The organism is Microbacterium sp. Leaf288, assembly GCF_001422925.1.
Taxonomy (GTDB): domain Bacteria; phylum Actinomycetota; class Actinomycetes; order Actinomycetales; family Microbacteriaceae; genus Microbacterium.
This window is the reverse complement of the sequence record NZ_LMNI01000012.1, coordinates 890,606-910,680: the sequence shown is the minus strand read 5'-3', so window position 1 is coordinate 910,680 and position 20,075 is coordinate 890,606. Positions and strand designations below refer to the sequence as shown.

The 20,075-nt window shown below is 71.1% G+C and carries 16 protein-coding genes; 6 read left to right on the top strand and 10 right to left on the bottom strand.

What is annotated here, in order from left to right; translation table 11 throughout:
• Window positions 1–36: 36 nt before the first annotated feature.
• The gene (locus ASF40_RS17590; RefSeq protein WP_056371357.1) at window positions 37–1,941 is read right to left on the bottom strand and encodes an acyltransferase family protein; all 1,905 of its coding nucleotides are present in this window, start codon (window positions 1,939–1,941) and stop codon (window positions 37–39) included.
• A gap of 196 nt (window positions 1,942–2,137) precedes the next feature.
• On the opposite strand from ASF40_RS17590, the gene ASF40_RS17585 reads away from it, so the two are divergent.
• Genes ASF40_RS17585 through ASF40_RS17570 form a run of 4 tightly spaced genes read left to right on the top strand, consistent with a single transcriptional unit; the run spans window position 2,138 to window position 7,292 of the window.
• On the top strand, window positions 2,138–4,318 hold the full coding sequence (locus tag ASF40_RS17585; protein WP_056371355.1) for an adenylate/guanylate cyclase domain-containing protein: 2,181 nt from the start codon (window positions 2,138–2,140) through the stop codon (window positions 4,316–4,318).
• A 7-nt stretch (window positions 4,319–4,325) separates the two neighbouring features.
• Window positions 4,326–5,759 carry a mechanosensitive ion channel domain-containing protein gene (locus ASF40_RS17580; RefSeq protein WP_056371352.1) on the top strand — a complete coding sequence of 478 codons (1,434 nt, stop codon included), beginning with the start codon at window positions 4,326–4,328 and terminating at the stop codon, window positions 5,757–5,759.
• 24 nt (window positions 5,760–5,783) lie between these two features.
• A complete protein-coding gene (gene truA, locus ASF40_RS17575; protein ID WP_056371350.1) occupies window positions 5,784–6,644 on the top strand; it encodes a tRNA pseudouridine(38-40) synthase TruA in 861 nt (286 codons plus the stop codon).
• A gap of 51 nt (window positions 6,645–6,695) precedes the next feature.
• Window positions 6,696–7,292, top strand: coding sequence for a hypothetical protein (locus tag ASF40_RS17570; protein WP_056371348.1), 597 nt, complete (start codon window positions 6,696–6,698; stop codon window positions 7,290–7,292).
• Here the strand turns inward: ASF40_RS17570 and ASF40_RS17565 are convergent.
• Both ASF40_RS17565 and ASF40_RS17560 read right to left on the bottom strand, forming a co-directional pair.
• Window positions 7,270–8,445, bottom strand: a complete 1,176-nt coding sequence (locus tag ASF40_RS17565) for a hypothetical protein (RefSeq protein ID WP_056371346.1) — start codon at window positions 8,443–8,445, stop codon at window positions 7,270–7,272. The two genes, ASF40_RS17570 and ASF40_RS17565, sit on opposite strands and share 23 nt — an antisense overlap.
• Window positions 8,442–10,124 carry a sensor histidine kinase gene (locus ASF40_RS17560; RefSeq protein ID WP_056371344.1) on the bottom strand — a complete coding sequence of 561 codons (1,683 nt, stop codon included), beginning with the start codon at window positions 10,122–10,124 and terminating at the stop codon, window positions 8,442–8,444. The genes ASF40_RS17565 and ASF40_RS17560 overlap by 4 nt, the downstream gene beginning before the upstream one ends.
• 188 nt (window positions 10,125–10,312) lie before the next feature.
• Between ASF40_RS17560 and ASF40_RS17555 the strand changes: the two genes are divergently transcribed.
• Window positions 10,313–11,788: a glycosyltransferase family 2 protein gene (locus tag ASF40_RS17555; protein WP_056371342.1), complete on the top strand. Its 1,476-nt coding sequence runs from the start codon at window positions 10,313–10,315 to the stop codon at window positions 11,786–11,788.
• A gap of 184 nt (window positions 11,789–11,972) precedes the next feature.
• On the opposite strand, the gene ASF40_RS17550 is transcribed toward ASF40_RS17555, so the two are convergent.
• The 3 genes from ASF40_RS17550 to ASF40_RS17540 form a co-directional block, all read right to left on the bottom strand.
• Window positions 11,973–12,878: a response regulator transcription factor gene (locus tag ASF40_RS17550; RefSeq protein WP_056371340.1), complete on the bottom strand. Its 906-nt coding sequence runs from the start codon at window positions 12,876–12,878 to the stop codon at window positions 11,973–11,975.
• Between the two features lie 123 nt (window positions 12,879–13,001).
• On the bottom strand, window positions 13,002–14,000 hold the full coding sequence (locus tag ASF40_RS17545) for a glycoside hydrolase family 6 protein (protein WP_056371339.1): 999 nt from the start codon (window positions 13,998–14,000) through the stop codon (window positions 13,002–13,004).
• Between the two features lie 52 nt (window positions 14,001–14,052).
• Window positions 14,053–14,496, bottom strand: coding sequence for a hypothetical protein (locus ASF40_RS17540; protein ID WP_056371336.1), 444 nt, complete (start codon window positions 14,494–14,496; stop codon window positions 14,053–14,055).
• 148 nt (window positions 14,497–14,644) lie between these two features.
• Here ASF40_RS17540 and ASF40_RS17535 point away from each other — a divergent pair, with 148 nt between their 5' ends.
• Window positions 14,645–15,379, top strand: a complete 735-nt coding sequence (locus tag ASF40_RS17535) for an endonuclease/exonuclease/phosphatase family protein (protein ID WP_056371632.1) — start codon at window positions 14,645–14,647, stop codon at window positions 15,377–15,379.
• On the opposite strand, the gene ASF40_RS17530 is transcribed toward ASF40_RS17535, so the two are convergent.
• The 4 genes from ASF40_RS17530 to ASF40_RS17515 are packed head-to-tail and all read right to left on the bottom strand — an operon-like array spanning window position 15,376 to window position 20,059.
• Window positions 15,376–16,215, bottom strand: a complete 840-nt coding sequence (locus ASF40_RS17530; protein ID WP_056371334.1) for a hypothetical protein — start codon at window positions 16,213–16,215, stop codon at window positions 15,376–15,378. The two genes, ASF40_RS17535 and ASF40_RS17530, sit on opposite strands and share 4 nt — an antisense overlap.
• Before the next feature lie 52 nt (window positions 16,216–16,267).
• Window positions 16,268–16,834 carry an LPXTG cell wall anchor domain-containing protein gene (locus ASF40_RS17525; RefSeq protein ID WP_082497155.1) on the bottom strand — a complete coding sequence of 189 codons (567 nt, stop codon included), beginning with the start codon at window positions 16,832–16,834 and terminating at the stop codon, window positions 16,268–16,270.
• A 10-nt stretch (window positions 16,835–16,844) separates the two neighbouring features.
• Window positions 16,845–18,635: a DUF4012 domain-containing protein gene (locus ASF40_RS17520; protein WP_056371332.1), complete on the bottom strand. Its 1,791-nt coding sequence runs from the start codon at window positions 18,633–18,635 to the stop codon at window positions 16,845–16,847.
• A 41-nt stretch (window positions 18,636–18,676) separates the two neighbouring features.
• Entirely contained in the window at window positions 18,677–20,059 is a 1,383-nt protein-coding gene (locus ASF40_RS17515) for a polysaccharide biosynthesis tyrosine autokinase (RefSeq protein WP_056371330.1), read from the bottom strand.
• Between the last annotated feature and the right edge of the window lie 16 nt (window positions 20,060–20,075).

The window sequence follows — 20,075 nt, the reverse complement described above, 5'->3', positions numbered from 1 at the left end:
CGGGGTGGAGGGGGCGCCGGCTCAGGGGACGCCGGTTCAGGGGGTGAGGTCGGCGCTGAAGATCTCGGCGAGGCGGTCGGCGCGGTCCGCGGCGTCGGCGCGGCGCTCGTCGGCGAGCTCGTCGACGGCGGCCGCGACGGTGTCGGCGAAGATACGCCCGCCGGCGGCTCCGGGGTGGATCCTGTCGCCGGCGAGGAGATCCTCGTGGGGCGCGATGGCTCCGGACCAGTCGGCGACGATGACGTTGCGGTGGTCCTCGGCGAACGCGGCGAGCTCGGCGTTGACCCCGGGGATCCAGTCGCGCGGCGCGTACGCGTTCACGAGAACGAGGTTGCGCTTCGGTCCCACGGTGTCGGCGAGCTGCTCCAGCGTCGAGGGGTCGACCGCCCCGTTCGTGCCCAGGGCGACGACGACGTACGGCCGCAGCCGGCCGGTGGCGTCGAGGTCGTCGACGATCTCGGGTCCGGCCCACATGGAGCGCGAGACCTCGGCGTCGACGTCGATGCCCGGCAGGCGCTCCACGAGCCCGCCGGCCGACGCCAGCATGACGGAGTCGCCGACGGCGCTGATCTGGTCGCCCGGGATGTCAGCGGGGGCGGTGGCAGCATCCGTTGCCGAGGGGGTGGGGGCGATCGGCGCGGGAGCCTCGCGCAGCGCCTTCTCGAGGGCGGCGCGGCCGGCCGCGACGGCGGCTTCGGCGCTGGTCTCGTCGGGCGAGACCGCGATGGCGGTGCCCGCGCCGGCGAGCACGAGCGCGCCGCTGAGCGCGACGCCGACGGCGCGAAGCCGTGCGCCGGGACCGCCCCGCAGGCGTGTCGCGAGCAGCCGCACCGAGGCGCGGAATCCGTGCCGGCGCACGGGCGTCTCGACGAAGCGGAACGACACGGCGGATGCTGCGGCCGTCGCCCCGAGGACTCCCAGGCCGATCCAGGCGGGCGCCGTCGCGACGGTCGCGTCGGGTGCGAACGCCGCCACCGCGAGTACGAGCAGCGGCCAGTGCCACAGGTAGATGCCGTAGGAGCGGTCGCCGATCCAGCGCATCGGCCGCACGTCGATCGCGCGTCCGAACCAGGAGCCGGGCCACACGCCCGCGACGATCGCGACGGCGCTGAGCAGGCTCGCGGCGAGGAGGGCGCCGGGGAACGTCAGGATGGAGGAGCTCTGCGGCAGCATCGCGAGCGCGACCAAGCCGACGAGGGCGAGCACGCCGGCCGCGCCGGTCACGTCCCGCGCCACGCGCGACTCGGCCCACTGCAGGCCAGCCAGTGGCGCCAGCAGGAACGCGAGGCCGACGCCGAGCAGCAGGCCGAACGCGTGCGTGTCGGTGCCGAAGTAGGCGCGCGTGACGTCGCCGCCGCCCGAGACCACGACGCCCATCCAGGCGGCCGAGGCGGCCGCCAGCACGAAGGCGGCCGCGGTGCGCGCCCACGGGCGCGGCAGCAGCAGGAACAGCGGGAAGATCAGCGGCCAGAGCACGTAGAACTGCTCCTCGACCGCGAGCGACCAGAAGTTGCGGAACAGTTCGGGCGTCGCCGCGGCGAAGTACCCGCCGCCGCCCGCGACCGAGACCCAGTTGTAGCTGAAGGTCGCCGCGCCCAGCACCTGGTCGTCGAGGTCGACGAGAACGTCGCCGCCCACGATCCAGGCGAGAGCCGAGCAGACCACGACCACCACCGCGAGGGCGGGCAGCAGCCTCCGCGCGCGCCGCTGCCAGAACCGGCCGAGGGCGACGCGTCCGGTTGAGAGCTGCTCCCGCAGCAGCAGGCTCGTGATGAGGAATCCGCTGATCACGAAGAAGACGTCCACTCCGACGAACCCGCCCGGCAGCACCGCCGGCGGGAACAGATGGTAGACGACCACGAGCAGGACGGCGATCGCGCGCATGCCGTCCAGCCCGGCGAAGCGGGCGGGCGGGGCGGGGGAGGGCGCAGTCGACGTCATGGGTTCTCACGAACGAAGGAGGGGGAAACGGCAATCATACGCGGCGCGTCTGGGCGTATCACGGCGCGCGGTGGCCGCTCTATGCCAGAAGCAGGCCGAGCGCTACTCTTGGCCCCAACCTCGGCGCGCCGAGGTGTTGGGGATGCTTCCAGCGCCGCTGCACGTGATCGAACGGCGGCGTACGAGGGGAGAGAGCGTGTCCGGACCGGAGACGCCCGTGGCGACACCCGCGCACTGGGTGGGCACGCCACGGGTCCGTGCGCGTGCGGGTCTGTCGATCTACTCGATCCTGCTCATCATGCTGCTGTCGGTGAGCGTGCTGTCGAGCATCGTCGTCGGCATCATCGGATACGTCAACGGCACCGAGGCGCTGCGCGCGATCGCGTATGAGAAGCTCGTCGAGATCCGCGAGAACCGCGCGCGCGAGGTGTCGCAGCTGTTCCGCTCCATCGAGAACTCGGTGCGGCTGTCGGCGCTCAACGACACCAGCAAGGCTGCGGTGCGCGCCTTCACCGAGGGCTTCGCGGAGTTGAACGCGCAGGAGGCGGATGCCGCAGCATCCGCCGCCGTCAGCACCTACTATCGCGACGCATTCGCCGCCGACCTCGAGGACGCGACCGGCGAGGACGTCGACGGCTCGGCGTTCGCCCCGCGCGGGGCGGCCCAGACGTACCTGCAGAACCACTACGTGATCCCGTACGACAGCTGGGAGGACGCGATCGTCGCCGACGACGCGGGCGACGGCAGCGCGTGGTCTGCGGCGCACGCGAAGTACCACGACTACTACCGCACGATGACCGAGCTGCAGGAGTACGAGGACGTGCTCATGCTCGACACCGAGGGCAACGTCGTCTACACCGCGTACAAGGGCGTCGACCTCGGGACGAACCTGTTCGACGGACCGTACCGGCTGTCGAACCTCGCCGTCGCGTACCGCGAGGCGATGGACCGCAACATCGTCGGCGACGTCGTGCTCGCCGATTTCGCGTCGTACGGGCCGAGTCTCGGCGCGCCGGCCGGCTGGGCCGTGGTGCCGATCGCCGACGACGGCGAGGTGCTCGGCGCGCTCGCGATCGAGCTGCCGATCGAGCGCATCGACGACGTCATGACCGTCGCCGGCGAGTGGGAGCTCAACGGCCTCGGCGCGACGGGCGAGACGTACCTCGTGGGCTCCGACGGCACGATGCGATCCGTCTCGCGCGCGCTGCTCGACGACGCGGCGACGTACGAGACGGATGCTGTGGCCGCGGGTCTTGCGCCGGCTGCGGCGGCGCTCGCCGTGAACAACGGCAACACGCTGCTCAACCAGGCGATCGCGGGCACCGCCGTGACCCGCGCTCTGGCCGGCGATTCGGGCACGCTGCTCGAGAGCGACTACCTCGGCCGTGCCAGCCTCACGGCCTACGCGCCGCTCGAGGTCGACGGTCTGGACTGGGTGATCGTCGCGCAGGAGACCGAGCAGGAGGCGATGGTCCCCGTCGAGGACTTCACGCGCAATCTCATCCTCTCGACGGCGGCGATGATCATCTTCGTCTGCGTGCTGTCGCTGGTGCTCGCGCAGGTGTTCGTGCGGCCTCTGCGCCGCCTCAAGACGGCGGCCCAGCGCATCGCCGCGGGCGACGAGGGCGTGCAGGTCGACGCCGGTTCGAGCGACGAGCTCGCCGACGTCGCGAACGCCTTCAACGACATGAGCCGCAGTCTGCAGGTGAAGTCGCACCTCATCGCCCAGCAGGAGAAGGCCAACGAAGACCTCATCCTCTCGTTCATGCCCGAGGGCATGGCCAGTCGCTACAAGCTCGGCGACGACGCGATCACGCAGGACAGCGACGACGTCACGGTGGTCTTCGCCGACATCGTGGGCTTCGAGGCACTCGCGCTGTCGATGTCGTCCGACGACGCGGTCGCGCGTCTCAACGACCTCATCCGGGCGTTCGACGAGGCGGCTGAGCGGCACGGCGTCGAACGCGTGCGCACCACACGGCAGAGCTACCTCGCCAGCTGCGGGCTCGCCACGCCACGGGTCGACAACGCGCGCCGTGCGGTCGAGTTCGCCCTCGAGCTCGACACGATCCTCGAGCGGTACTCGACGCAGCAGGGCGTGTCGCTGACGCTGCGAGCGGGGCTCGACTCCGGCAAGGTGACGAGCGGCCTCATCGGTCGTGCGCGGGTCGTGTACGACATGTGGGGCGATGCCGTGAACCTCGCGTTCCGCGTGCAGGGCGACTCCGACGAACCCGGCATCTACATCACCCAGCGCGTCGCCGAGCGCCTGCCCGACTCGATCGCGACCCTGCCTGCGGGCGAGATCGAGACGCAGTCGGGCGGCCAGCGCGTGTGGAAGGTGCAGGCCCCGAGCGTCGTCGTGGCCGAGGGGTGAGGCATCCGTGGCCGATATCGTCTCGCAGCCGTGGTTCTGGCCCGCCGTCGTCGTCTCGGTGGGGCTCCCGCTCGCGCTCATCGGGCTGACGGAGTTCCACAACGCGCTCGCCCGGCGCGGAAGCCGCGCGGCGCCGATCGTGCTGATGGTGCGCAACTACCTCGTGCCGGTCGCCGGCATCCTGGTGCTGCTCAGCCAGCCGGGTGCGTGGGAGGGATCGGGCACCTGGCCGAAGGTCGTGTGGACGATCTTCGGGCTGCTCGTGATCGTCGTCACGATCAACGCCGTCAACCACCTCGTGTTCCACCGCGCCGAGAAGGGGTCGTGGCGCGACCGCTTCCCCACGATCTTCAGCGACCTCATCCGGTTCGTCTTCATCATCCTCGGCATCGCGGCGGTGTTCTGGTGGGTGTGGGACGCCGACGTCGCCGGCGTGTTCGCCGCGCTCGGCATCACCTCGATCGTGGTCGGCCTCGCGCTGCAGAACGCCGTGGGGTCGATCGTCTCGGGCCTCTTCCTCGTATTCGAGGCGCCGTTCGAGCTCGGCGACTGGATCGAGACCGGCGGAACGCGCGGGCAGATCGTCGAGGTGAACTGGCGCGCCGTGCACCTCGAGACCGGCAACGGCACGGTGATCATCCCCACGGCGGAACTCGCCGGCGGCTCGTTCGTGAACCTCTCGCGCAACCCGGAGCCGTACGCCGCGACCATCGAGGTCGAGTTCGGCACCGATGACCCGCCCGGGCGCGTGCGCGAGCTGCTCGTGGCGGTGGCGCGCGACATCCCGCTGCTGTCGCCCGATCTCGAACCGTCGGCGGTGACCCTGGGCGGCTCGCGGTACGAGGTGTCGATCCCGCTTCGGACGCCCGGCGACCGCGCGGACGCCCTCGATGCGTTCGCGACCCGTGTCTGGTACGCCGCGCGCCGCGGCGACCTGCACCTGGACGGCGACCTCACCGACGACTGGCGCACGTCGGCGCGACTTCAGGATGCCCTGCGGCAGATCGCGCCGTCGCTGAGCCTCGCGCCCGGTGAGGCCGAGGCGCTCGCCGCTCACGCGCGCCTCGAGCGGTACTGCGCGGGGGAGTCCCTGCTGCGGCCCGGCATCGTGCCCGTGGAGACCCGCTTCATCCTCGCCGGCACGGTCGTGCTCGGCATCCCGACCGAGGACGAGGGGTTCGTGCAGGTGGGGATTCTGGCCGAAGGCGACGCCGTCGGCCTCACCGCGCTCTCGCGCACGCCGACCATCTCGCGAGCACTCGCCACGAGCGAGGTCGATGTCGTGGTCGTACCGGTCGCCGCGCTCGACGACATCGTCCGTGCGCATCCTGTGGTCGCGCGCGAGATCGTCCGCGAGAGCGAGAACCGGCTCCGCCAGGCCGGCGCGGCGCTCGCCGCGGTCGGCGAGACGCTGCCCCGGGGCCGCTTCGTCGTCGGGTGAGGGCGCCTCGGTAGGCTGGAGTCCGTGCGGATCCGCCTCGACATCGCCTACGACGGCACGCACTTCCGCGGGTGGGCGCGTCAGCCCGGGCTTCGCACGGTGCAGGAGACGCTCGAGTCGTCCCTCGCACGCGTCGTCGGCGGCGATCCGCGGCTCGTGGTCGCCGGCCGCACCGATGCGGGCGTGCATGCCACCGGCCAGGCCGCGCACGTCGACCTCGACGAGGCGCAGCAGCAGCGCATGCTCACCAGGCACGCGCGTCCGGCCGCCGGCGTCCCCACGGCCGAGGACCGCGCAGCCGCCCTCGCCGCCCGCATGACGGGCGTGGTGGGCGCGTACTCCGACGTCGCGGTCACGGGCTCGCGCATCGCGCCCGAGGGCTTCGATGCGCGGTTCTCGGCGGTCTGGCGCCGCTACGAGTACCGCATCGGCGACACCGTGACCGGCTACGACCCGCTCGAGCGCCATCGCACCACCTCGGTGCGGGCCTCCCTCGATGCGGAGGCGATGGATGCTGCCGCTCGCGCCCTCATCGGACTCCACGACTTCGCCGCCTACTGCAAGCCGCGCGAAGAGGCGACGACGATCCGCACGCTGCTCGAGTTCGACTGGCACCGCGACGACGCCGGCGTGCTCGTCGCGAACGTCAAGGCCGACGCGTTCTGCCACAGTATGGTGCGCGCCCTCGTCGGTGCGTGCGTCGCCGTGGGTGAGGGCCGTCTCGACGTCGACGACGTCGTCGACATCCGCGACGCGCAGGAGCGTGTGCCCGAGGTCAAGGTGCTCGCGGCACGCGGGCTCACGCTCACCGAGGTGGGCTACCCGGCCGACGATCTGCTCGCACAGCGGGCAGAGCAGACGCGCGCGCGGCGCGACCGCGAGTGACACCGCCCCGCTAGACTGACCGGACGTTTTCCGGCGCGACTCGGGGGTTTTATGCGCAGGTGGAACCGGTTCGCCGGTGTCGTGACGATCTCGCTCGTGGGCATGGCGGCGCTCGCCGGCTGCGGGCCCGCGCCGTGGGAGGAGGGCGCCGGCGGGAGTACGCCGACCCCCACGTCGAGCGCCGTCCCGACCCCCGTGCCCAACGACCTGTCGGGCGGTGCCACCGAGCGCCAGCTCACCGCCGGCGCCGTCGCGGCGACGATCGACTACTGGTCGACGCTGTCGATGGACAAGTGGACGGCAGAGGCGGTCAAGCCCGTCAGCATCTCGCTGATCACGACCGTCACGCCGAACGACGGCCAGAAGGTGTACCTGCAGCGCGCGACCATGACGGCGATCCCCTCCACGCCGACGGGCGCGCTCGACGCCCTACAGCCGCAGGTCGACGCCGCGACGGTGAGTCCCGGCTACCTCGTGCTGGACCCGTACAGCTACTCGCAGACGTTCAACGTCGGCCCGGTGCCGGCCGAGGCGACCTCCGTGACGTTGCAGTTCAGCTACGACTTCCTGGTGCAGACGACGCCGACCTCGAGCGAGTACGCCAAGCAGACGGCGACCGACACGCTCACGGTAGCTCTGACTGACTGATCAGGCGGTTGACGATGGTGGCGCCGACGCGCTCCCATCGGTCGCCGCCCTTGCCGCTCGCGACCCGTGCGGCCTCGCGGCCGGTGTACACGAGGGTGTCGAGGTCGTACCCGAGCACCGAGACCGGCGCCCAGCCGGCGCTCGCCGTGGGCCGGATGGGGAGCGCGCCGTGCACGTCGAGCAGTGTCACGCGCTCGAGGGTCGCGCGCAGCAGATCGCGCACCACCGCATCGGGGCGGGGCACGAGCACCACGACGGCGCCCGCCGAGGGCGATCCGACGTCGGATTCGGCCGGGAAGGCGGCGCGCACCTCGTCCTCGAGTCGCTCGGACAGGGTCGCGAACGCGGCGGCGCCCGCGGTCTGGCGGATGTCGGCGGCGTCGTCGAGCCCGAGATAGACGACCGACCACGGCTCCGAGGTCTTCTGCGCCCGCGCGAGGCGGTCGCCGGCGGTCCGCTCGAACTGCTGCCACGCCGTCGAGACGGCCGCGGTGCGGCCGAGCCCGCTGTCGCGGGCCGTGGTGCCGACCACCGCGACCAGAGCGCAGGCCACGTACACCAGCATCCCGACCGACGAGATCAGCCGCACGAGCTCGAAGTCGTCGCCGCCCGATGGGGGGTAGACGAGGCCCGCGATCAAGGTGCCGACGCCGGTGACGAAGAACGCGATCGACACGATCACGAGCGGCAGCAGCAGGCGGTCGTGGCGCCGCGATGAGGCGCGCGCCCAATCGAGCACGAAGAGGCCCGCGAACACGGAGGCCGCGAAGAAGATGGTGCGGTACGCGACGGTGAACCACGCCAGGTCGTCGACGATCGCCAGCGAGAACGCCGACACCGCGGCCATGGCCGCTCCCGCCCAGATGTGCGGACGCAGCCCCCACGCCGCGCGGAAGCCCGACCACAGGAATGCCGGTGCTCCCATCAGTGCGCCGAGCGACGCGCGACGGAGCTGCTCGATGCCGGCGACGTCGCCCGCGACGACGCCGTAGGTGGCGAGCATCGCGAGGGTGAAGGCGATGCTCCAGTAGAGCGTCGGGAGTCCGGGCCGCACGAGGAACGCGATGCCGATGGTGAGCATCGTCGCCAGGGTGGTGATCACCGCCTGGGCGATGCCGAGGTCCACGCCTGCTCCGGCGATGAGGTCGGTCATGCTCGCCCTTCTGTGTCGCGCCGGGCGTCCGGCCGCGCGGCCGCATCCCCGGCCAGCTCGCCCGCCAAGGGCAGGCGGATCGTGATGGTGGTGCCCGCGCCCGGCACGCTGTCGATCGACAGGGTGCCCCCGTGCGCGAGCACGATGTCGTTGCTGATGCCGAGTCCGAGTCCGGTGCCGCCGGACTTCTTCTTGGCCTCCTCGGTGCGGAAGTACGGCGTCAGGATGTTCGGGAGGTCGTCCGCGGCGATGCCGATGCCGGTGTCGGCGACCGACAGCACGACGTGGTGGTCCTCGACGGCCCCGGTGATGCGCACGCGGCCGTCGCGCGGCGTGTACTTGATCGCGTTGCTCACGACGTTGTCGACGACCTGCCGCAGCCGGAACCCGTCCGCCGTGATCGGAAGGGCCTCGTCGGCGCGCACGTCGATCGAGATGTCGCCCGAGACCGCGGTCGGGCGGAACGAGGCGACCGATTCGAGCAGGATCTGGCGCAGGTCGATGTCGTCGACCTCGTCGCGGGCGGTGAAGCCGCGCTTCGAGGTCGTGCCCAGGCTCTGAATCATCGTCAGCATGCGGTCGCTCGCCGCCACGATCGACTCGAACCGCTCGCGGGTGCGCGGGGTCAGGTCGTCGAGTTCGAGGGCGAGTTCCGCATTGCCGATCATCACGGTGAGGGGGTGCTTCAGCTCGTGCGACGCCATGGCGGTGAACCGCTCCCGCTCGCGCTGCGCGTAGGTGAGGGCCGTCACGTCATGCACGAGGAGAAGGATGCTGGATCCCTCGTCTCCGCCGGCGGCGAGGCGCTTGGCGGTCACCGAGAGCGCACGCCACTCGCCTTCCGCGGTGAACAGCCAGACCGAGGCATCCGTGAAGGTGTCTCCGCGTGCAGCGCGTGCGAAGGGTCGCTCGGAGAACGGCACGGGCATGCCGCGCCGCCCGGTGTACTCGACGGAGCGGGCGGGCAGCGTCGGGTCGAGCGGGTCGAGCCCGTACAGGCGTGAGTAGGCGTCGTTGACGGCGAGCACGGACCCGTCCTCGGAGATGCGCGCGATGCCGGTGTCGACGCCGTTGAGGATCTCGCCGGTGCGGCGCTCCTGATCGGCGCGGCGCGTGTAGGTCGCGGTGAGACGGCCCGCCTGACGTCGCAGCAGGTGTCGCAGCGCGCGGGTCCGGCGGAGGGCGAGATGGGCGGTGATGCCGATGAAGGTCAGCGACAGCAGGACGACGAACACCCGCAGCGCCGCGAGATTGCTGGATGCGATCGCGGAGTCGACGAGAAGGATGAGCCCGATCATCGCGAGCATCGCGGCGAGGGCGGTCGTGCGGAAATGCATCGCGACCCACATCACCGGGAACGCCCAGAGGTAGCCCAGGCGCAGCTCGGTCCCGCTCGACATCAGGCCGATGGCGATCGCGTCCGCGAACGGCACCGCGAGTACGGCCCAGGGGGGCAGGCGCGACCACGGCAGGGACAGGGTCGCCAGCGTGAGGATGACCACGAGGAGCGTGCCGAGCAGGAAATTCCAGCGGCCGAACATCTCGGGCTGCAGCACCATCACGAGGATCGCGGTGATGAGCACGGACGCTGCGAGCACGAGCTGCGTGAGCCAGATCGACCGGGTGCGGCCGTCGGGCGCGCCCACGACGAAGGTCGATCGTGCAGCCCCGGTAGCCATAGGCCGATTCTATTGACCCGGCCACCTGGCATTTCGGCGCCGGGCCGACAGTCGGCAAACGCTCTCTTGCGGATGCCTTGCGCAAACCTTGCGGTTGCGTTCGCGGTCTCTCGGAGGGGCCTTGCGGTCGGTGGGAGAAGCTCTTCATGTGCCGGAGACACCGGCCGAGGATCCGAAAGGCGACGAACGTGACCGAGATCGTCCCCCTCACCCGCAGCCAGCGCACGCACCGCGCGGAGCCGGCAGCTGCACTCGAGGATGTCACGACCGTTCACGGATTCGCCGACGACTTCGAGGCCGTTCTCGACGACACCTCGGTGCACCGCTCGACCATCGGCTGCGTCATCCCGGCGTACAACGAGGAGGAGTCGATCGCCCAGGTGATCGAGTCGCTGCTCGGGCAGACCCGCGTGCCGGACGTGATCCACGTCGTCGTCAACAACACGTCCGACGCGACCGTCAAGCTCGCGTCGCGGTACGCCGGCCCGCACGAGGTCGTCACCGAGCTCGGCGAGCAGTTCACCGAGGTGTTCGTCCACGACATCGGCAAGAACCCCGACAAGAAGGTCGGCGCGCTCAACTACGGCTACACGCTGGTCGAGGGCTACGACTACCTGCTCGGTGTCGACGGCGACACGGTCGCGGATGCGAAGGCGGTCGAATACCTCGAGGCCGAGGCGACCAGCGACACCCGCATCGGCGGCATCTCGGCGATCTACTCGATCGACGACAAGCCGATCAAGGGCGCTCTCGCGAAGTTCCTCACGACCGGCCAGCGCTCGCAGTTCGCGGCGTTCAACCTGCACAACCTGCTCCGCGGCCGCAACATGGCGGTTCTCGGCGGCCAGTTCTCGATCTTCTCGACGCACGCCCTGCGCGACGTGATGAAGGAGAACCACCAGTCGACGCCGTGGGTCAAGGACTCCGAGGTCGAGGACTCGCTCCTCTCGCTGCAGATCAAGAGCGCCGGCTACCTCACCAAGATCAGCCCGTTCGCCCGCGCCGACGTCGGCGGCATGACGACCCTCCGCGCGCTCGACGCGCAGCAGGTCAAGTGGACCTACGGCGCCATCGAGCTCATGTGGCCGGGTCAGCGCGGCGACACCAAGGGGCAGCCGTTCCACCCGAACCTGCGCGTCCGCTGGCTCGAGCACTTCGACATGCTCATGAACATGTTCGTGCGCATCGCATTCGTCACGCTGCTCGCGGCGTCGCTGTCGATCGGCGCGTTCGTCTTCTCGTACTGGTGGCTCATCCCGCCGGTGGTCGCCATCGCGCTCAACACCCGCATGGCGCTCACGATGCACAACCGCAACGCGCGCGATGTGCTCTTCGGCCTCACGCTGGTGCCCGCCGAGATCTACATGTGGATCCGCTGCAGCCACTTCGTGCGGTCATGGACGCGATTCCTGTCGCGCAAGAAGGTCGACAACTGGGCGATGCAGGCCAAGGCGGAGCGCGGCGGCGGCTTCGGCCACTGGACGCCGCTCATCCTCGCGGTCGGGGTCATCGTCGCGATGGTCGCGATCTGGATGATGCTGCCCGTGATGGTGCAGTCCACGGTCCTCTGGATCGGCTGGCCGATCGTCGGCGTCGTCACGGTGCTGCAGACGCTGTCCATGTTCTTCAAGCTCATCCGTCGTCAGCACGGATACAAGGTCTGACCCGAACCCGAATCGGGTCGGAACTGGGGAAAGCGCCGAGGCTGGGGAGCACGGCGCGGGGGAGGAGGTGAGGGGCCCGTCTTGGGGAGAGGCGGGCACCCTCACCGACATCGCACGGCGGAGGCATCCGCTCTGTCTGGGGCAGAGGGGATGCCTCCGCCGCTGTCGGTTCGCCGCGCGGGTGTCAGCTCTCCGAGGTCAGCCGGTATCCGACGCCGCGCACGGTCTCGATGTAGCGCGGGTTGGCGGCGCTCTCGCCGAGCTTGCGCCGCAGGTTCGTCATATGCGCTTCGACCGCACGCTTGTCGGCGTCGCCGACGAAGTAGCTCGTCACGTACGACTCGCCGCGCAGCACCAGCGTCAGATCGGCCTTGCTGCGCACGCGCCGCTTCGACTCGAGCAGCGTCGCGAGCAGGTCGAACTCGGTCCGCGTGAGGTCGAGCTCCTCACCGCCGATGAGCACGATGCGGTTCTCGGGGTGCAGCCGCAGGTCGCGGTGCGTCAGCCATTCGCCGTCCGTGTCGACGACGGCGGGGACGGATGCTTCGCCCGCAGGCACGATCACGGTCGAGGGCGTTGCGAGGTCGCGGTCCTCGATCGCGGGCGCGGTCGGCACCGCGGTGGTGTTCGGCCGCATGCCGGGGAACGACGGACCGACGCTCCCCTGCGAGGGCGCGGCGGGCGCGGTGACGGCGCGCTCGGCGTCGGTGGTCCGGCGCCGCATGAGCGCCTCGACGCGGGCGCGGAGCTCGCGCGGCCGGAAGGGCTTGAGGAGGTAGTCGTCAGCGCCGGCGCCGAGCCCGGCGATCACATCGGCCTCATCGTTCATGCCGGTGAGCATGATGATGTACGTGTCGGACTGGGCCCGGATGCGCTTGGCCGCTTCGATGCCGTCGATGCCGGGCATGTTGACGTCGATGGTCGTCAGCACCGGCTGGTAGGTGAGCACTGCCCGCACGCCGTCGATGCCGTTGCCGACCGAGACCGTCGAGAACCCGGAGGACTCCAGGACCTCCGCCAGGACGTGGCGGATCTCCTTGTCGTCCTCGATGATGACTGCTGTCTTCAGCTCGTCAGAAGGGGTGCTCATGCGTGCGTACTCTCTGGGACGGTGGAACCGGACATGCGCCGATTGCCGACCCCAGCCGCGGCCCCCGACGCATGCGCAAAGTACTCCCGATGCTACACAACCCCGGGAAGGCCTGGTCGGAGCTCAATCCGTGACGACGTCCCGGGTGAGCTCGACGGCGGCCTCCGGCCACCACTGTCCGGCCGCCGGGCCGCCGTTGCAGTCGCCGTCGCTCTCACCCGGCGGTTTGACCCAGAGGTTCGTGTCGACGACGTCGTCGCCGATCGTGCCGCCGGGTTCTCCGACGAGACGCCCGGGCGGGTTGCACCACTCGCCGTTCGAGCCCGCGCCGTTGCGGCCGGTGTCGATGATCGCGTGCAGGTCATCGAGGCGGCTCGCGACGTCGTGGGCGTAGTCCACCTCGTCGTCGGTCGCCTCGAAGTTCGACACGTTGGTGACGAAGCCACGGATGCTTCGGCCACCGTCGCCGCGGGACGCGCGGTCGACGCGGTCGATGAGGTCGGCCATCTCCGCCGGGGCCAGCCAGTTCGAGTGTCCGCCGTCGACGTAGATCCAGGTGCTCTCGGCGGCGAGCGCCTCGACCGCGGCGCTCAGCTGCTCGACACGCTCGTCGACGTTTCCGCACTCGGGCGCGAGGGCGAGGCTGTCGGGCTCGAGGATCACGATCGGCGACGTGTCGGCCGCCTCGCGCAGGGCGTCGCCGATCGCGCGCGTCCACTCGAGGTACGCGTCGCCCTCGAGGCCGCCGGCGGAGTGCCCGCCGCAGTCGCGCTCGGGCAGGCCGTAGACGACGACAGCGACGCGCGCGGACTGGTCGCGCGCCTCCGCGGCGAGGCCCGCGATGCGCTCGCCCACGACGTCGACGGGGTCGCCCTCCGGCGTGAGCCAGACGGCAGTGGGCTGTTCGCTCAGATACCTCGCCGCGGCCTGCTCGGGGCTGCCGTCGGCGGCACGGGTCGCCGCATCCGTCGCCTTCGAGAGGTCGGAGGCGACGATCTTCGTGCCGCGCGCGGGCGGCTCGGGCGACTGCCCGCGCAGGAGGACGACGGCCGCGACGGCGGCGACCACCGCGATGACGCCCGTGATCGCCAGGATCGTGATGGTCCGTCGCGACGTGGGCACGAAGGCGAGCCTACGAGAACTCCGCCGCGGCGACGTGCCGCGGCGTGTCGCCTCAGGCCGTGCGCGGGCGGGGGCTCCGTACGCGCGCGGCGGATGCGGTGCGTCCGGTCGCGAGTGCGCCACGGCGGGCGGTGCCGCCGCGCTTCGACCCGACGAGCTGCAGCAGAGCGGCCGCCAGCGGGCTCGCCGACGTCGCCTCGGCCTCGAAAGCACTCGCGACGACGGATGCTGCGCGCTCGAACTCCTGCGCCTTCAGGACGGCCGCGCGGCGCTCGGCGACGACGCGGTCGGCGGCGGCGTACTCGGCCCGGAGGCGCTCGCGCTCGGACTCGTCGAGCCCGGGTCGCCGCGCGGTGCGCTCGAGGGCCTCGGCGGCGCGGGAGCGCAGCGCGATGCTGCGGTGCAGCTCGCTTTCGGCGGTCTCACGGGCGAGGCGGCTCGCATCGAGGGCGTCGGCGAGCTCGGCGCGGACGGTCTTCGGGGATGCAGCGGTCATGGGGTCCTCCAGGATCGGGGTACGGGTTCACGCTCGGATGCCGTGAACCGGCACACCACTCAAGAGCCGCAGCATCCGGTTTTCGTACATACGAGCTTCCTGTCAAGGCCATCCGCTCGCCACGTCGGCGGAATAGGCTGTGGTCGTCATGAAGGTCATCTCGTACAACCTGCGCAAGCACCGGGCGGCGGGGGAGCTCGCCCACCTGGTGGAGCGCCATGGCGCCGACGTGCTGTGCCTCCAGGAAGCAGACACGTCCGACATCCCCGAAGAGATCTCGGGGCTGCGGCTCGCGGACTCCACGCAGCGCAATCGCCTCGGGCTCGCCGTGTACTACCGCGAGAACACCTACCGCGCCGTCGAGGTGCGGGCGCTGGCGCTGAAGAAGTCGCTGCACGACCGCGTGCTCAAGCCCGCCGAAGAGCGACTGCTCGGCGTCCGGCTGCACGACATCGACGAGAACACCGACCTCATCGTGGCCTCGTTCCACGCCGCGCCGCTCACGGCGCTCAACTCGCTGCGCCGCCACCAGATCCGCACCGCGCTCGGCGAGCTGCAGCAGCTCGGCGAGGGACTGCCGGCGCTCATGGTCGGCGACTACAACTACCCGGTGTTCAAGGAGCGGCTGGGCCAGCACATCCGCGAGCAGGGGTACGAGCTGAACCTGTCGGACTCGCGCACGTACACGCGCTACCGCTTCTTTCGCGGCCACTACGACTTCGCGACCTCGATCGGCTTCGAGATCGACCGCGTGCGGACGCTGCCGCAGGGCCTCAGCGACCACCTGCCGATCCTCGTGACCGCGCATCCCGCTGCCGGGGTGCGCCGCGTGGTCGAGATCGCCGATCCCGAGACGGCCGCGGCGGGCAGCGGCGCCGCTTAGAGCAGCGACGGGTCGGGGTCGCTCCACTTCTCGATCCCCTGCACCACCCAGAACGCGAAGAACAGCGCGAGCGCGATCGCTTCGACGATGAGGACGATGGGGATGCCGGAGCCGCTTGCCTGCGGCAGCAGCACGACGTACGCCACGAGCACCAGCACGAGCCCCACGGCGATCACGGTGTACAGCACACGGAACACCGGGGCCGGAGGCGGACCCAGCCGGGGGAACGCGCTGCGCACGGCGACCGCCGCGAACAGGGCGAAGAAGGCCGTCGTCGCGATGAAGTGCGCGTTCTGCAGGAACGCGTCTCGCGCGAATGCCCAGGTGAGCCCCGTGACGGCGAGCACGACGGCCGCGATCAAGAGCGACGGCCACACCGCCGCGAGCGAGACCTGGCCGAGCGCGCCGAGCAGCAGCGCGACGAGGAGCAGCAGCATCCCGAGCACGAGGTAGACGACGACGCCGTTCGCGACGTCCGCCTCGTACGCGGGCGGGAAGCACCGCAGGGTGCACGGGACGTCGACGCCGGGCACGGCGCCGGCGGCGAGAGTCGTCGGCACCAGGGCGATGAGCGGCGCGAACAGTGCGGCCGCATCGAGGAGGGCTCGCTCGGCACCCCGCCCCGACAGGGCGAACAGCGCGAGCGAGACGGCGATCAGCGCGCCGACGAACACGTCGCGTGCGGGGGTGTAGAAGTAGTCGCTGATGGACGTCAGCCAGCCGAACGTCGTCGCCGCCTGGGCGATGGCGACGAAGATCGCGATGACGGTGCCGGCCAGCCCGATCCGCAGGTAACGGTAGGTCCGCTCGAGCGACGTGGACGCAGCGGAGGCCATGGCGATCACGATAGCGGTCGGCCCCGACGACGGCGCCGACCGGACTCGCGGGTCAGTGCGAGTCGCGCGAGCGGCGCACCGCGGCGACCACCGCGAGGGCGGCCCCGGCGAGCAGGAGCGCGCCGCCGCCGATCCACAGGCCCAGGGTCTGGCCCTGGTCGAGGCCCGTCGCGGGGAGGCCGTCGGCGCCGGTGATGGTGACGGCGGCCGTGCCGCCGGCGGAGGTCGATGACACCGCGGCGATGTTGTACGTGCCCGTCGCGTTCGAGGGGAGGGTGATGTCGACGGCCGCGAGGGAGCCGTCGGCCTCCGATGAGGCATTGCCGCTCGCGGTGGTGATCGCGAACTTCACCATGCCGATGCGCGAAGCGGCGCCGTTCTCACCGGTGACGGTGATCGTGATGGCCTCGTCGGCCGAGAACGTCTCGGCGGCGCACTCGAACGAGATGGTGCCGCCTGCCTGTGCCGTCGGCGTCGTGGTGCACGAGCCCGAGGGCGGATAGATCGTCGAGGCGTTCGCGGCGGCGGGTACCGCGAGGACCGCTCCGAGGGCGAGCATCGCAGCGAAGGTGGCTCGGGGGAGGAGCCGGGGCGTGGTCGATCGAGTGATGTGGGGCATCGAGAGCAGTCTACGAACCGCCGCACACCGCGGCAACTGCGGCGGGCGGGGTGAGCGTCGGGGTCGTCACGGCCTCGAGCGTCGCCGCGACGGGCGCACTCGTCCGTGCGGTGAGCGTCGCTGTTGCCGATCCGCCCGGCGGGAGGTCGATCGCGAAGCTCACGACGCGGCGGCCCTCGTGTATGCCGCCGCCGAATCCGGTGCCGTCCGACATGGTCGCGTCGACCAGTTCGAAGCCCTCGGGCAGGTACAGGTAGCCGATGGTGCGGGTGATGCCCGCCGGCACGCCGAAGGCGCTGTCGCCGGTGATGTAGGCGGGCAGGGAGGCGGCATCCGCCGGCGCCGTGTTGCCGATCGTGACCCTGAGCACGGCGTCGCCCGTCGCGGTTCCCGTGGCGTCGAGCGTGCAGCTGGACCACTCCAGCGCCGTCGTCGCGTTCTGGTAGAAGTCCATCTTCGAGCCGGTGCCGTCGTTGACGTAGACGCCGAAGCGCGCGGCCTCGTCGTCCGAGACCGGCAGGCCACCGGCGAGGGTGGTGCCCTCGAGCACGCTCTGCTCGTTCTCGTGCGTGCTCCACAGCAGCAGGCGGTCCTCGTCGCCCGCGCGGGTGAGTGCGCCGACGAGCGAGGCCGGGTCGACGTCGCCCCCGGAGAGCTTCTCGAACACGGCGGCCGCCGCCATGGCGAAGAAGGCGTCCTGGTCGGCAGGGCGCGTGTACCGCGAGTAGACGTCGTTCAGCAGCAGCTGCACGGCGTTGTCGGGCGCGAGCACGTCCCCGGTGGGGAGGGTGATCGGACCGGTCGCCTCGAGCAGGTACGAGAGCGCGACCGGGTCGAGGGCGATCACGCCGTCGACCTGCTGCCCACCGTGCTGTCGTGCCCACATCTCGCGGGCGAGAGCACCGCTGATCGCGAAGTCGGGCAGCTGTGTGACGTTCTGGATCCAGCGGCCGGGGCGCTCGCCGTAGATCGCCGTGATCTCGTCACCGAGGGGCAGGACGGCGTCGTCGTAGCGGGGGTAGTCGCTCGAGGACTCCTGCGCGGCGAGGCTGATCGCACCGCCCTCGGTGTGGATCAGTGCCATCGCGCCGGGGATGCCGCCCAGCGACCGCCATTCGGCGTTGTTCTGGAACAGCACGAGGTAGTCGCGGGGGGCGTCCGCGCCGAGCATCGAGGGGATGAGCTGCGTCGCCCGGGCGAGGGCGTCGGTGGCCGTTCCCGCTTCGACGAGGAGCGCGTCGACCTCGTCCACGGCCGCGCGCACGGGCGCGATGAGCGCGGTGCGATCGATGGACGAGACGGATGCTGCCGCCGCCCCGACTCCATCGCTCGCGGTCTGCGCGGCGCCGCTGATCTGCTGCAGGGGTGCGAGGTCGAGCTGTCCGTCCTGCGGTTTCAGGGCGTCGACCTGGAACGAGGCGGCGACCTCGGAGAGGGGACGCAGCGCCGTGCTCGTGACGCCGTCGAGCGACTCTGCCACCGTCGCGACCGCGGCCAGCTGCGGGCCGACCCAGGGAAGGCCCTCGGCCAGGTTCCACACCGGGTCGGAGGTCATCGCGTGCGCGGCGCCGGTGTCGGCGGCGAGGGATGCGATCGCGTCACTCGCGGTCGCCGGGTCGGCGAGGTTCTCCCGCACCGCGGCCGCGGTCTGCTGGGCGTCGCGGAGATGGCCGTAGGCGAGGGCTCCGCGCACCCCGATCCACACGGTGGCGACCACGGCGAGGATGAGCAGACCGCCCAGGACGGCGGCGAAGACGACGCCCCCGCGGCGCACGGAGCGGGGCAGGGGAGAGTCGGTCACCGCTCCACCCTACGGGGCCGGTCCGAGCAGCCGCTGCGAGCTCAGCGGGTGTCCGCCCCGGCATAGTCGCCCTGGTACTGGTAGCCGTAGTAGCCGCCGTTCTTGCGGGGCACGCGGTTCAGAACGACGCCGAGCACACGGGCGTTGGCCTTGCCGAGGTTCGCGAGCGCCTTGTGCAGCATGTCGTACGTCGTCTTGCCGGCGCTGACCACGATGAGCGCTCCGTCCGCGGCTGTCGTGAGGACCGCAGCATCCGTCACCGGAAGGAGAGGCGGCGAATCGATGATGACGAGGGCGTGCTCGGTGAGGCTGTGCACGAGCGCCTGCATGCGGTTCGAGCCGAGCACTTCGCTGGGGTTCGGCGGGACGCGGCCGGCGGTGATGACGGCGAGGTTGCGGCTCGCGCCGACGTTGTGCACGACGTCGTTGAGCTCGGCGCGTCCGGCGAGCACGTCGGTGAGGCCGGCGCCGTCGGGCAGGCCGAACACCGTCGAGACCATCGGGCGGCGCAGGTCTGCGTCGAGCAGCACGACGTGGCGGCCGGCGGCCGCGAGGCTCACGGCGAGGTTCGCGGCCATCGTCGACTTGCCGTCGCCGGGCAAGGGGCTCGTGACGACGATCGCGCGGGGCGGGTTGTCGACGTCCATGAACTGCAGGTTCGTGCGCAGCTCGCGCATCGCCTCCGCGAGCGGGGCCGAGGAGGAGTGCTGGCTCTCGAAGTCGGCGAGGCCGCGCTCGACGCTGAGGCCCTTGTCGACGGGAAGGGTTCCGACGACGGGAACGCCGGTCTCGCGTTCGATGTCGCGCGGATCGCGCAGGCGCCGGTCGAGCACGTGGCGCACGACCGCGTAGCCGATGCCGAGTGCGAGTCCGACGAGTGCGCCGAGGGCGAGCGCGAGGCGCACGTTCGGCGACGAGGGAGCCGTGGGCAGGCGTGCGGAGTCGCCCGTGACGAGCGTGACGGCGGCAGTGCCGGTCTCGTCGGTGCCCTCGACGTTGTTGATCTGCTCGACCATGCATCCGAGCCACGACTCGGCAAGGTCGCGGGCCTCTTCGGGGCTCGATGCGCTCGCAGTGACGCGCACGATGACGGTGTCGAGGGGGTTCGAGACGTCGACGCGGGTGACCAGGGATTCGGGCGTCGTGTTCAGGCCGAGCTCGTCGATCGCACACTCGGCGACGGCACGCCACGATCCGAGCTCGACGTACGAAGTGACCTTGCTGCGAGCGAGCTGGTCGCCGACGAGGGATGAGCCGGTGTCGGAGCCGGCGTTGGTCGCCGTGACGATCCCGCTGGCGTTCGCCGTGTAGACCTTGGGCTGCAGGGCGGTCCATCCCCACGCCACGGCCACGCCCAGGAGGGTGAGGATCACGATGGCGAGCCAATGCGCTCGCAAGATGCGCAGGTAATCCCGCAGCTCCATGGGCCCCCTCCCAGTC